The following is a 12,554-nucleotide window of genomic DNA, read 5'->3' on the forward strand; positions in this document are numbered from 1 at the left end:
AGCAAGTCGGCTAGGACGACTCCCGGGCCCGGGCCTCAGTGGGGGTCAGCTGATAGCGGGCCTTGAACGCCCGGGCAAAGTGCGCCTGGCTGGCAAAACCATGGCGATAGGCAATCTCGCTGATATCCAGGCCCGCGCCCTGGGGGCTGCCCAGCAGTTGGCGGGCCAGATGCAGGCGTTTTTCCAGGATGAAGCGACTGGGCACCGTGCCCTCCAGGGCAAACAGCCGGGCCAGGTGCCGGGGAGAGATGCCGGTCTGGGCCGCCACCCGCTCGCAGCTCAGGGACGGGTCGGCCAGTTGTTCCTGGATGCACTGCTTGGCCGCCAGCAGATAGGCCCCGCTCAGGGCGTTGATCGGCCGCTCGCCCGCCTGCCCGGCAATCAGGCTGGCCAGCAGTTCGAAAGCCTGTTCCTGGTAGGCCTCGGCCTCGCCGCACAGCGGCTGCTGGAAGAACTCCCGGGTGCGTTCGCCCAGGGTGCGCAACAGCAGGCGCTGGACGCCGGTCTGCACGCCGATCTTGAGGGGCCGGTCGAAGCGTTTCAGGCAGCGCTCGGCGAACTGCACCTGGGGGATGTCGAAGATGAACTGGCGCATCGCCCCGGAGAAGCCGAACAGGTAGGGCTTGTCGGTGCGATAGACCACCAGCTCGCCGGGTTCCAGGACCTGGCAGGCGCCATCCTGGTAGAAGAACGAGCCGCTGCCGCTGACCAGCGAGACGAAGATCGATTCCTTGGGCACGCCGCGGATCATCGAGCTGTCGCGCTCCACCACATGCTGGTTGCCGACGATGCAGGCCAGGCGCATGGCGCTCAGTTGCAGGTTGTCCTGGCGCGCGCGAAATCCGCTCTCGGCGTAGGAATTGCACTTGAGTCCCACCAGGGTGGTGGCGTTGTAGTCCTCCCAGAACCTCAGGCGTTGGTCCAGGTCGACCGCCTGGGTGCTGGCGTGCCGGGTTTCGAGCAAGGCGCATGGAGACATTGTTGTTCTTCTCATGGGCGGCGGGATGTTCCCCGGACGGCAAGGCTCGGCCCGGGCACCTGGGACCCCATGATCGGCGGGTCGCGGCCATTCATTAACATCTGAACTATATGGCCTGTCAACTTCAACCGCTGTCGCCGCCGAGCGCCTGGACGCCCTTGGCGCATCGCTGGCTGCGGTCGGAAAAATCTCGTCCGAAACAGGCAAACAATGGGTCCGATCCGAGCAAACCCGTTGCCCGGCCTCCCCCTAAAGTCGGCGCTGTAGCTGCCATGACTGCCCTCGCGGCAGCCCGGGTTCCCCCTATGACCAGCATCGAGATCAACCATGCCTGAAGCCGCCACCCGTGAATTCTGGAAAGACCTGCAGCCCATCGCCCACTGCTTCAAGCCCGACGCCAAGCCCGAGGTCTACCTGCCGAACGCCGCCAGCGACGACCTGAGCCTGTACGTGCCCTTCACCGAAACCGTGTCGTCGCGGCCGCTATGGATTTCCCCCAGCGAGAACCGCTGGTGCGACATCCTCATGGCCCGCAGCGCCGGGCTGGTCAACCGCCATTACCACCCCCACGAAGTCTTCGCCTACACCCTGTCCGGCAAGTGGGGCTACCTGGAGCACGAATGGACCGCCAGCGCCGGCGACTTCGTCTACGAGACGCCGGGCGAAGGCCACACCCTGGTGGCCTACGAGCATGAACAACCGATGCGGGTGTTCTTCATCGTCAAGGGCCCGCTGATCTGGCTCGACCAACAGGGCGAGCCCGACGGTTATTTCGACGTGCACTCCTACATCGCCCTGTGCCGCGAACACTACGAAAAGATCGGCCTGGGCGCGGCCCATATCGACACCCTGTTTCGCTGATCGACGTTGCTCACGCCTCCTTTGGAGAACCACCATGGCTTATAAAAACAACAAGGCCGGTTACCAGAACACCTTGCTCGGGGTGCTGTTCCTGACCTTCGGCTTCGTCTTTTTCGATCGTCTGGCGCTGTCTTTCCTGTTCCCCTTCATGGCCGACGAACTGCAATTGAGCAACAGCCACCTGGGCATGCTGTCGTCGGTACTGGCCCTGGCCTGGGCCGTGTCCGGGGCCCTGGTGGGCGCCTGGTCGGACCGCAGCGGCAGGCGCAAGCCGCTGCTGATCGTCGCGGTGCTCCTGTTTTCCCTGTGTTCGGCGCTTTCCGGGCTGGTCACCGGCTTCCTCAGCCTGCTGCTGTTCCGCGCCATCATGGGCCTGGCGGAGGGGCCGATCCTGCCCTTGTCGCAATCCTTGATGGTGGAGGCTTCATCGCCCCAACGCCGGGGCCTGAACATGGGCCTGCTGCAAGGCTCGGCGGCGGGCCTGCTGGGGGCGGTGATCGGCCCGCCGGTGCTGATCGCCCTGGCCGAAGCCTATGGCTGGCGCCACGCCTTCATCGTCTCGCTGCTTCCGGGGCTGCTGATCGCCCTGCTGATCTGGCGCTTCGTGCAGCCGGACCGGCCGCCCAGCGCGCCCCAGGTCGAGGCACACCCGCGCCAGGGCGGCGGACAGCGGCTGGCCCTGCTGCAAAGCCGCAATATCGTGCTCTGCACCCTGATCAGTTGCGTGTTCCTGACCTGGTTCATCATCCTGATTTCCTTTACCCCGACCTTTCTGGTCAAGGTCCGCGACTACAGCCCGGCCAGCATGGGCACGGTGATGAGCTGCCTGGGCGGCGCCTGGGTGGTGTGGGGCTTCGGCGTGCCGGCGATCTCCGACCGCATCGGCCGACGACCGACCCTGGTGCTGTTCTCGCTGATCGCCGCCTGCTGCCCGATCGCCCTGCTCTACGCCACCTCACCCTGGATGCTCGGCGCACTGATGCTGCTGACCTACACCGGCCTGGGCTGCTTCACCCTGTTCATGGCCACCATCCCGGCGGAAACCGTGCCCCGGGAGGTGATGGCCACCGCCCTGGGCATGATCATGGGCATCGGCGAACTGGTGGGCGGCTTCGTCGCCCCGACCCTCGCTGGCTTCGCCGCCGACCGCTTCGGCCTGTCCATCGTCATGTGGATGTCCTGTGGCGGCGCCTTGCTGGCGGCGCTGCTGGCGCTGTTCCTCAAGGAAACCGCCCCGGCGCTGCTGGCCCGTCAACAGCGCCAGCACACCTCCTCTGTCCTGCAAGGAAACCAGCCATGAACGCACTGCGTTGGCACGCCGCCCGGGACCTGCGCCTGAGCCAGGTGCAACTGCGCCAGCCCGGCCCCGGGGAAGTCCTGTTGCAGGTCGCCTACTGCGGTATCTGCGGCAGCGACCTGCATGAATACGCCGACGGGCCGCACTCGATTCCCCATCAAGAGGCCCATCCGCTGTCCGGCTGCCGGGCGCCACTGACCCTGGGCCATGAGTTCTGCGGTCAGGTGGTAGCCCTGGGCCCCGGTGTCGATCCGAGCCTGCTGGGGCAGCGGGTGGCCGTGGAGCCTGAATATCGCTGCGGCGAATGCCAATACTGCCGCATGGGCCAGTACAACCTCTGTGAGTCCATGGGCTTTATCGGCCTGATGGGCGACGGCGGTTTTGCCGAGCAGGCCCTGGTGCCCGCCTACATGCTGCACCGGCTGCCAGAGCGCGTCAGCTTCAAACAGGCCGCCGTGCTGGAGCCGGCGGCGGTGGCCTACCACGCCCTGAACCAGAGCAGCCTGCTGGCCGGCGACAGTTGTGTGGTGTTCGGGCTGGGACCCATCGGCCTGTTGCTGGTCCTGCTGGCACGGCTGCGGGGCGTGGAGCGCATCTACGCCGTGGACCTGGACCCCGAGCGCCGGCGCCTGGCCCTGGAACTGGGCGCCAGCGCCGCCCTGGACGGCGCCGACCCACAGTTGCAGGAGCGCCTGCGGCAACTGAGCGACGGCGGCCTCGACACGGCCTTCGAGGCCGCCGGCAGCCAGCAGACCCTGAGCCATGCCCTGCACTGCCTGCGCAAGGGCGGTGAGGCCGTGCTGGTGGGCCTGATGGGCCAAGTGCAGGTCGACGCCTTCCACCTGGTGAACCACGAACTGCGCCTGCTCAGCAGCGTCGGCTACCGCCATGTGTACCCCGAACTGATCGAGCTGCTGGCCAGCGGACGCCTGGACCTGTCGCGGCTGGTGACCCGCTGCCTGGCCCTGGAGCAGGCGGTGGAACAGGGCTTCGAGGCGCTGTTGCACGACAAGAGTCAGATCAAGGTGCTGGTCAACCCGACGCCGGCCCTGGCCGAGGCCTGACCCATCGCTTTCAACACTCAAGACAAAAACAACAAGAAACGAGTACCCGACATGAATGCTTCCTATGCGCTGTGCCCGCTGTTGGCAGCCTTGCTGCTGCCCCTTGATGGCTTCGCCGATGCCCCGGCTGCGCCCCGCAGCGGACCGCTGTCCGGGTTGGGCGACTACCTGGCCGACCAGGGCATTACGCCCCATGTGCAGTTTCTCAGCCTGGCGATGAAGAACCTCGACACCGGCCCGCGGCCCCACAGCTTCGGCAACAGCGGCGACCTGTTCGTCGGCGCCGATATCGACCTGGGGGCCTTCGCCGGCCTGGACGGCGCGGCGCTGCACGTCGAGCAGACCCTGTTCATCCTCGACCAGCAGACCGGCGTGCCCACCTCACGCAACTGGCAAGGCGCCGCCGGCAGCTACTTTGGCGGCGCGCCGATCCACAACGACCTCACCAGCCACCAGCTGAGCCTGTTGACCTACCAGCAGACCTGGCTCGACGGCCAGGTCGACCTGAGCCTGGGGCGGACCAACGCGCGGCGCTATTTCTACATCTACAACTGCGAAAGCACAGTGACCTGCAACGACCCGATCATCGACTCTTCCACCGGCATCCTGCCGCCGCCCTACGGCAGTTGGGGCGGCTACCTGAAGTACCAGCTGACGCCCCAGTGGTACGTGCACGGCGGCGCCTTCGAATCCAACCCGGTGGACTACCTGAAGGAGCGCAAGGGCCTGGATTTCAGCACCGACGACGCCAGCGGCACCAGCCTGCTGCTGGGCATCGGCCGCCAGAACCAAGAGGCCTACAGCGCCCACTACGAACTCAACGGCTACTACAACACCTCCAAACAGGTGGATCCGCTGACCGGGGCCACCGCATTCGGCAGCGGCGGCGCCTTCTTCAAGTTCCAGCAGGCGCTGTGGCGCGCCGACGCTGGCACCGGCACCGCGCCCCAGGCCTTGCTGCTGTTCGGTTCGCTGTCGGCGGCGGCCGACGACAAACAGCCCTTCAGCCAGTTCGCCGAAGCCGGGCTGACCTATCTGGCGCCCTTCGACCGGCCCCGGGACAAGCTCAACCTCAAGGCCAGCTACCTGCGCCTCAACGATCATCAACTGCGTTTCCAGCAACAGGCACGCAGCGCCAACGGCGGCGATCCGCGCCTGGGCGAGCGCAATGTCTATGCCCTGGAAGCCAACGCCCACATCGCCCTGACCCGGCAACTGGCCCTGGAGCCCAGCGTCCAGTACCTGATCAACCCGGACAATTTCTACAACCCCGAGGCCCGCGAGCTGAGCGGCAACGGCTTTGTCGTCGGCCTGCAAGTGACCCTCGACGTTGGCTCGCTGCTGGGGTTGTGAGCTGGATCTTTGTGACTGCCCAAGGAGGTATCCCCATGACTGAACACACCACGCAAACCTTCGACTACATCGTGGTCGGCGCCGGCTCCGCCGGTTGCGTGCTGGCCAACCGGTTGTCCGCCGATCCCAAGCTTCAGGTGTGCCTGATCGAGGCTGGCCCCAGCGACCGCAGCCTGCTGCCGGCGGCCTATGTGCGTACACCGGCGGGGATCATCCGCCTGATCGCCAACCCGCGCTGGAACTGGATGCATCAATTCAGCCCCCAGGCCGCCAGCGGCGACGTGCCGATCCCCTGCCCCCGCGGCCGGGTCTGGGGCGGCTCCAGCGCCATCAACGGCATGATCTACATCCGTGGTCATCGCCAGGACTTCGACCGCTGGGCCGCCGCTGGCAACCAGGGCTGGAGCCACGACGAGCTGCTGCCCTACTTCAAGCGTTCGGAGCATTTCGAACCGGGGGATTCGCCCTGGCACGGCCAGCACGGCGAGCTCAACGTCGCCGAGCAGCGCAGCCCGAGCCCGGCCAACCAGGTGTTCTATGAGGCGGCCACGGAGCTGGGCTGGCGCTACAACCCGGATTTCAACGGCCCGGAACAGGAAGGCTTCGGGCCGTTCCATGTCACCCAGGTCAACGGCGAGCGTTGCAGCGCGGCCCGGGCCTTCCTGCACCCGATCCTGCAGCGGCCGAACCTGACCGTCCTGAGCAACACCCTGACCCACCGGGTGCTGCTGCAAGGCACTCGCGCCAGCGGCGTGGAGATCAGCCAGGACGGCCAGGTGCGGCAATTGCAGGCGCGCCGGGAAGTGATCCTGTGCGCCGGGGCGATCAACTCGCCGCAGTTGCTGCTGCTCTCCGGCATCGGCCCGGCGGAGGAACTCAAACCCCACGGCATCCTGCCGCGCCACCCGTTGCCGGGGGTCGGCCTGAACCTGCAGGACCACCAGGACATCGTGCTGATGTACCGCAGCGACCCGGAGCTGGGCTACGGCCTTTCGCCCAAGGGCCTGCTGCCCCTGGCCCGTTCGCCCTGGCAATACCTGACCCGGCGCCAGGGCCCGCTGACGTCGAACACCGTGGAGTCCGGGGCCTTTCTGCGCCTTACGCCCGAAGACCCGGTGCCGGAGCTGGGGCTGATCGTCGCCCCGGCCCTGAAGAACCAGCCCCGGCGCCTGATTCCCGTGGGCCATGGCATCAGCCTGCATGTGGCGGTGATGCATCCGCAAAGCCGAGGTCGGGTGCGCCTGAACTCCGCCGATCCCCACGACAAACCGCTGATCGAGGCCAACTTTCTCAGCCACCCGGAAGACTTGCGCAAACTGGTGGCCGGCTTGCGCCTGGTGCGCCAGCTGGCCGCGACCCGGGCCTTCTCCCGGCGCCTCAAGGGCGAACTGCTGCCCGGTCCGCAGGTGCAGAGCCAGGAGCAGATCGAGCAATGGATCCGCCAGCACCTGGGCACGGTGTTCCACCCGGTGGGCAGCTGCAAGATGGGCCATGACGAACTGGCGGTGGTCGACGATCAACTGCGGGTCCACGGCCTGCAGGGACTGCGGGTGGCGGACGCCTCGATCATGCCGAGCCTGATCACCGGCAACACCAACGCGGCGGCGATCATGATCGGGGAAAAGGCCGCCGACCTGCTGCTGGGCTCGTCACTGGCACAGCCGAGCGCCGAGCCCCAGGGCCACGCGTGCGCCTGAGGCCAGGGTTCAGGGTTCAGGGGCGCTTCGGCGCCTCGGCACTCCAGAGCACCGGCCAGTTGTCATAGCCCAGGCCACTGCAATTGGGCATGCGCCGGTAGTCGGTGAGCTGGAAGGCCTGGCCGTCGAAGTGCCAGCTGGCCATTTCCCCGCAGTCGCCGATCCCGCGGCCCATGAGGAAACTGCTGAGCGTCCCGGTTTCGGGGTCATAGTTGATGCCGCCGGTATGGTCGACGCTGCCGTCCGGCAATGCCTGCATCTGCAGGGGCTGTAGCGCATAGGGCGCGGTGCGCGAGCGGCTGCTGATGTCGAACAGGCAGATATAGGCGCCGCAGTCGGAGAACTCGAACACCAGCGCCTGCTGCGCCGTCAGCGGATAGAGCTCGATGCGCGCAGGCATGACGTAGTCGTCGTCCTCTTCCGACTTGGGCGGAGGCAGTGTTTTCTGCACCGCCGCCCGCAGCCCGCTGCGCTCCCGGGCACTGAGCGGCGTCACCCCGGGATAGGGACGCAGCGCCGGGGCCGCCTGGACCCTGGGCACCGCGCTGGCCGGTTGTTCGCCGGGCGTGGCCAGGGCGCTGAGCGTGCCCTGGCGGTGCTGCACCTGATCGACCTGTTGCAGCAATTCGGCCAGCCCGGTCAGAAGCACCCGGGCCGGTTGCGCCCCCGGCAGTTCCAGCACCTGCCCGCTGCGCAACCGCGCCAGCCATTGCCGGGCCAGGGCCTGATCGTCAACCCGGTAATACTGCTGCTGCCGGGTACTGTCGGGGGCTTCCACTTCCTGCACCAGCGCCGCCAGCAAGGCGGGCTCCAGCGGGCGGCCGTCCAGGCGCAGCGCGTTGGGCTCGATAGGCGCGCCCTGGTGCTCCAGTTGCAGCTGCAGCCGGCCTTCGGGACCGGCCTGGCTGCGGATGATCAGGGTCAGGTGGTTGACCGGCTCGGCAAACCCGATGTTCGGCGTGTAGAGCAGCTGGCAGTCGCGGCGGTTGTCGCAGGCGCTGATCCAGCCCTGCTGCTGCACCCACAGCGGGGTCAGTTCCGGCAGCTCCTGGGCCAGGCAGGGAGCGGCGCCAAGCACCAGCAAAGACAGCACAGCGGGACGCAGCATGACGACGCTCCTGGTCAGACAAAGGCGCGGATTCTGCCACGCTTGCCCAGGTTCGAATACCGCCATCGCCAGCGCCCCGGGGCGAGGCATCGCAGCCGCGCCGAACGGCCCGGCGCCAGCGCTCAAGGGCCTGGCGCGTCGGCCCCTGGCAGGTTCGTCTGGCCCTGGCGCGCGCGGTATTCCCCCGGCGCGGTCTTGGCGTAACGCTGGAAGAAGCGGCTGAAATACGCCGGGTCCTTGAAGCCCAGCTGGTAGCAGATTTCATTCACCGAACTGGCGGTGAACAGCAGCAGGCGCTTGGACTCCTGCATCAGGCGCTCGTACACCAGGCGCTTGGACGGCAGGTCGGCAATGCGTCGGCAGACGTCGTTGAGCCGCGCTTCGGTGACCCCCAGGGTGCTGGCGTAACGCGCCAGTGGCCAGTGCTCCAGGTAGCGGGCCTCGATCAGCTCGTTGAAGCGATGGAAGATCTGCAGGTCTTCATGGCGCGCCGGACGGGCCGTCAGGGAGTTGGCCGACAGCCTGAGCAGGCTGATCATCAGCAGCCGGGTCAGGGCTTCCAGGGCCGGCTCGCGCCCCGCGTCCTGCCCGGCGATTTCCTGCTGCAACTCATGGAACAGGCACTCCAGGCGCCGCACCTCGCCGGCGAACTGCGGCCCCAGCCGCGCCAGGGCCACGCAGGCCGGTGGCACCAGCGGCGCGGGGGCCAGCGTCGGATCGGCGCCGATCAGCTCCCACACCAACTGCTGGCGCACGGTGAGCACGTGGCCCTCGCTGTCGGCCTCGGTGACAAAGGCATGGGGAATGGTCGGCGGGGTGAGAAAGAACATCGGTCCCGACTCCAGGTACTGCTGGTCGTCCAGATAGACCCGCACCGCGCCGCTTTGCACGTAATGCACCTGGAAGAAGCGGTCATGGCGATGCACCGGCATGTTGCGGCCGAAGAAGCCGGCCAGGTTGCTGAGCTTGTCGTAATGCACCTGGGCATCGGCGTAACGCTGATCGTAGACCTGGCCGATGTTGATGTTGGGAATGGGTTGACGTGGGTTCATGGCACCCTTCTGTTTTTATTTTTCAGCACGCAAAGCGTTGGCATCCTGCGCGATTCGCGGCTTGCCCGCCAGGGCATGAGGCAATAGTTCGGGCCGTCGCTTGACGATTGTTAACATATTAAATATAACGTTAATACATTAACGAATTCACCCCGCCAGCGGCAAGCGCACAGCGGGGTCCGACACCAGGAACCAGGAGACGCTCGATGAGCCGTGCACTGAACGATCACGCCGGCGGCACCCTGTTCGGCGTTGCGCTGAACTACCAGGGCTTGCTGCAGAGCCATCTGCAAAGCTTCACCCAGCCGCCCTACCAGAAGCCTCCGGTGAAGCCGGTGCTGTTCATCAAGCCCCCCAACACCCGCAACAGCCATGAAGCACCGGTGGTGTTTCCCAAGGACGTCGAGCGCCTGCAACCGGGCCCGGCCCTGGGGGTGGTGATCGGCAAGCGTGCCAGCCGGGTGCGCCTGGAGGACGCCCTGGAGCATGTGGCCGGCTACACCATCGTCAACGAGTTCAGCCTGCCGGAAGACAGCTACTACCGCCCGGCGGTCAAGGCCAAGTGCCGCGACGGCTTCTGCGCCATCGGTCCGGAGCTGGTGCCGGCCGCCCGGATCAGCGATCCCCACGACCTGAGCCTGGAGCTGTTCGTCAACGGCGAGCGGGTGCAGCACAACAGCACCGCCAACCTGGTACACAGCATCCCCCAGCTGATCGCCGAGATCAGCGAATTCATGACCCTGCATGCCGGAGACGTGCTGATCACCGGCACCCCTGAGGGCCGGGTCGATGTGCGGCCCGGCGACCGGGTCGAAGTACAGATCAGCGGCCTGGGCCGCCTGGCCAATCGCATCGTTGCCGAATAAGGAACCGACATGAAACACGCGCGCATCCGTTATCAGGGCCAGGTCCACGACGCTCGGGTCACCGGCCCCAACACCCTGCAACTGGAGGACGGCCGGGTCCTGGCCGAAGACCAGGTGCAGTGGCTGCCGCCGGCCACCGGCACCCTGTTCGCCCTGGGCCTGAACTACGCCGACCACGCCGCCGAGCTGGCCTTCAAGCCGCCCACCGAGCCCCTGGTGTTCATCAAGTCGCCGGGCACCTACACCGGCCACAAGCAGGTGACCTGGCGCCCGGACAACGTCGCCTACATGCACTACGAGTGCGAGCTGGTGGCGGTGATCGGCAAGACCGCGCGCAACGTCAAGCGCGAGGACGCCCTGGACTACCTGGCCGGCTACACCCTGTGCAACGACTACGCGATCCGCGATTACCTGGAGAACTACTACCGGCCCAACCTGCGGGTGAAGAACCGCGACGCCACCACCCCGGTGGGTCCGTGGATCATCGACGTGGCCGAGGTGCCCGAGCCCAACCAGCTGACCCTGCGCACCTGGGTCAACGGCGAGCTGCGCCAGCAAGGCAGCACCGCCGACATGATCTTCGACATCCCCTACCTGATCGAATACCTGTCCAGCTTCATGACCCTGCAACCGGGGGACATGATCGCCACCGGCACCCCCGAAGGCCTCAGCGATGTAGTGCCCGGCGATGAGGTGGTGGTGGAGATCGAAGGCATTGGCCGGCTGGTCAACCGCATCGTCAGCGAAAGCGAATTCTTCGCCCATCACGCCCACCCAGAGCCCACCGCCGTGGCCAAGGAGCACGCATAAATGATCAAGCACTGGATCAACGGCCGCGAAGTCGAAAGCCGTGAAGTCTTCACCAACTACAACCCCGCCACCGGCGAAGCCATTGGCGAGGTGGCCAGCGGCGGCGCCGAGGAGATCGCCCAGGCGGTGGCCGCGGCCAAGGACGCTTTCCCGAAATGGGCCAATACCCCGGCCAAGGAGCGCGCGCGATTGATGCGCCGCCTGGGTGCGCTGATCGAGGAGAACGTGCCGCACCTGGCAGAGCTGGAAACCCTGGACACCGGCCTGCCGATCCACCAGACCCGCAACGTGCTGATTCCCCGGGCCTCGCACAACTTCGACTTCTTCGCCGAGGTCTGCACCCGCATGGACGGCCACAGCTATCCGGTGGACGACCAGATGCTCAACTACACCCTGTACCAGCCGGTGGGCGTGTGCGCCCTGGTGTCGCCATGGAACGTGCCGTTCATGACCGCCACCTGGAAGACCGCGCCCTGCCTGGCCCTGGGCAACACTGCGGTGCTGAAGATGAGCGAACTGTCGCCGCTGACCGCCAACGAGCTGGGCCGGCTGGCGGTGGAAGCCGGGATTCCCGCCGGGGTGCTGAACATCGTCCAGGGTTACGGCGCCACAGCCGGCGATGCCCTGGTGCGCCACCCGGACGTGCGGGCGATCTCCTTCACCGGCGGCACCGCCACCGGCAGGAAGATCATGCAGACCGCCGGCCTGAAGAAGTACTCCATGGAACTGGGGGGCAAGTCGCCGGTGCTGATCTTCGAGGACGCCGACCTGGAACGGGCCCTGGACGCCGCGCTGTTCACCATCTTTTCCCTGAACGGCGAGCGCTGCACCGCCGGTAGCCGGATCTTCATCCAGGAAAGCGTCTACCCGCAGTTCGTCAAGGAATTCGCCGCCCGGGCCAAGCGCCTGATCGTCGGTGACCCGCAGGACCCCAAGACCCAGGTCGGCTCGATGATCACCCAGGCCCACTACGACAAGGTCACCGGCTACATCCGCATCGGCCTGGAAGAAGGCGCGACCCTGCTGGCCGGCGGCCTGGAACGTCCGGCCAACCTGCCGGCGCACCTGGCCAGCGGGCAGTTCATCCAGCCTACGGTGTTCGCCGACGTCGACAACCGGATGCGCATCGCCCAGGAAGAGATCTTCGGCCCGGTGGTGTGCCTGATCCCGTTCAAGGACGAGGCCCAGGCCCTGCAGCTGGCCAACGACACCGAGTACGGCCTGGCCTCCTACATCTGGACCCAGGACATCGGCAAGGCCCATCGCCTGGCCCGGGGCATCGAGGCCGGCATGGTGTTCATCAACAGCCAGAACGTCCGCGACCTGCGCCAGCCCTTCGGTGGCGTCAAGGGCTCGGGCACCGGCCGCGAAGGCGGCGAATACAGCTTCGAGGTGTTTGCCGAGATCAAGAACGTCTGCCTCTCCATGGGCAGCCATCACATCCCGCGCTGGGGCGTGTAAGGTTTA

11 protein-coding genes are annotated in these 12,554 nt (G+C 66.7%); 8 read left to right on the plus strand and 3 right to left on the minus strand.

All coding sequences use genetic code 11. The features are described from left to right. Window positions 1-10 precede the first annotated feature (10 nt). The gene (locus PST29_RS16895; RefSeq protein ID WP_060839572.1) at window positions 11-979 is read right to left on the minus strand and encodes a helix-turn-helix domain-containing protein; all 969 of its coding nucleotides are present in this window, start codon (window positions 977-979) and stop codon (window positions 11-13) included. Between the two features lie 327 nt (window positions 980-1,306). On the opposite strand from PST29_RS16895, the gene PST29_RS16900 reads away from it, so the two are divergent. Genes PST29_RS16900 through PST29_RS16920 form a run of 5 tightly spaced genes read left to right on the plus strand, consistent with a single transcriptional unit; the run spans window position 1,307 to window position 7,251 of the window. Then, on the plus strand, window positions 1,307-1,840 hold the full coding sequence (locus PST29_RS16900; RefSeq protein WP_060839573.1) for a 2,4'-dihydroxyacetophenone dioxygenase family protein: 534 nt from the start codon (window positions 1,307-1,309) through the stop codon (window positions 1,838-1,840). Between the two features lie 34 nt (window positions 1,841-1,874). Next, a complete protein-coding gene (locus tag PST29_RS16905) occupies window positions 1,875-3,140 on the plus strand; it encodes an MFS transporter (protein ID WP_060843780.1) in 1,266 nt (421 codons plus the stop codon). Then, window positions 3,137-4,201 (plus strand): 2,3-butanediol dehydrogenase, encoded by a 1,065-nt coding sequence (locus PST29_RS16910; RefSeq protein ID WP_060843781.1) that lies wholly within the window; start codon window positions 3,137-3,139, stop codon window positions 4,199-4,201. The genes PST29_RS16905 and PST29_RS16910 overlap by 4 nt, the downstream gene beginning before the upstream one ends. A 51-nt stretch (window positions 4,202-4,252) precedes the next feature. Next, entirely contained in the window at window positions 4,253-5,554 is a 1,302-nt protein-coding gene (locus PST29_RS16915) for a carbohydrate porin (RefSeq protein WP_060843782.1), read from the plus strand. A 35-nt stretch (window positions 5,555-5,589) separates the two neighbouring features. After that, entirely contained in the window at window positions 5,590-7,251 is a 1,662-nt protein-coding gene (locus PST29_RS16920) for a GMC family oxidoreductase (RefSeq protein WP_060843783.1), read from the plus strand. A gap of 16 nt (window positions 7,252-7,267) precedes the next feature. On the opposite strand, the gene PST29_RS16925 is transcribed toward PST29_RS16920, so the two are convergent. Together PST29_RS16925 and hpaA are read right to left on the minus strand one after the other, a co-directional pair. Further along, the gene (locus tag PST29_RS16925; protein ID WP_060843784.1) at window positions 7,268-8,359 is read right to left on the minus strand and encodes a DUF1176 domain-containing protein; all 1,092 of its coding nucleotides are present in this window, start codon (window positions 8,357-8,359) and stop codon (window positions 7,268-7,270) included. A gap of 122 nt (window positions 8,360-8,481) precedes the next feature. Then, window positions 8,482-9,411 (minus strand): 4-hydroxyphenylacetate catabolism regulatory protein HpaA, encoded by a 930-nt coding sequence (gene hpaA, locus PST29_RS16930; protein ID WP_060843785.1) that lies wholly within the window; start codon window positions 9,409-9,411, stop codon window positions 8,482-8,484. A 206-nt stretch (window positions 9,412-9,617) separates the two neighbouring features. Here hpaA and PST29_RS16935 point away from each other — a divergent pair, with 206 nt between their 5' ends. The 3 genes from PST29_RS16935 to hpaE are packed head-to-tail and all read left to right on the plus strand — an operon-like array spanning window position 9,618 to window position 12,548. Further along, window positions 9,618-10,277: a fumarylacetoacetate hydrolase family protein gene (locus PST29_RS16935; protein WP_060843786.1), complete on the plus strand. Its 660-nt coding sequence runs from the start codon at window positions 9,618-9,620 to the stop codon at window positions 10,275-10,277. 9 nt (window positions 10,278-10,286) lie between these two features. After that, the gene (locus tag PST29_RS16940) at window positions 10,287-11,087 is read left to right on the plus strand and encodes a fumarylacetoacetate hydrolase family protein (RefSeq protein WP_060843787.1); all 801 of its coding nucleotides are present in this window, start codon (window positions 10,287-10,289) and stop codon (window positions 11,085-11,087) included. Beyond that, entirely contained in the window at window positions 11,088-12,548 is a 1,461-nt protein-coding gene (hpaE, locus tag PST29_RS16945; protein ID WP_060843788.1) for a 5-carboxymethyl-2-hydroxymuconate semialdehyde dehydrogenase, read from the plus strand. The last annotated feature ends 6 nt before the right edge of the window (window positions 12,549-12,554 follow it).

The organism is Pseudomonas sp. St29 (assembly GCF_001547915.1).
Classification (GTDB): domain Bacteria; phylum Pseudomonadota; class Gammaproteobacteria; order Pseudomonadales; family Pseudomonadaceae; genus Aquipseudomonas.